Here is a 260-nt window from a genome sequence, read left to right as displayed (position 1 = left end):
ATGATACTCTGCAGATATTCAAGAATATGTACTTGGAGGACATTCTCATGCGAAATTTTAATGTTGCTATCCCTACGCCTTTTCATGAAGATGAAAGTTTATATTTAGAAGGATTTGATGCTATTGTCGAACATTTGAAAAACAGCGGTATCCATTCGTTACTCATATGCGGCACGACTGGTGAACAGCATTCACTCAGCATAGATGAGCGTCTTCAGATCATTGAGTATGTTAATCAGCGAAAATTTGAAGATGTTGAA

1 protein-coding gene is annotated in these 260 nt (G+C 36.9%); it reads left to right on the top strand.

All coding sequences use genetic code 11. From position 1 onward, the window contains the following. Positions 1–47: 47 nt before the first annotated feature. Positions 48–260, top strand: a 213-nt coding sequence (locus SB660_RS21665) for a dihydrodipicolinate synthase family protein (protein ID WP_410584481.1), incomplete at its 3' end; no start/stop codon positions are given.

Origin of the sequence: Bacillus sp. SIMBA_005 (assembly GCF_046535585.1) — a bacterium.
Classification (GTDB): Bacteria; Bacillota; Bacilli; order Bacillales; family Bacillaceae; genus Bacillus; species Bacillus pumilus.
This window is presented reverse-complemented; position numbering and strand designations above follow the sequence as displayed.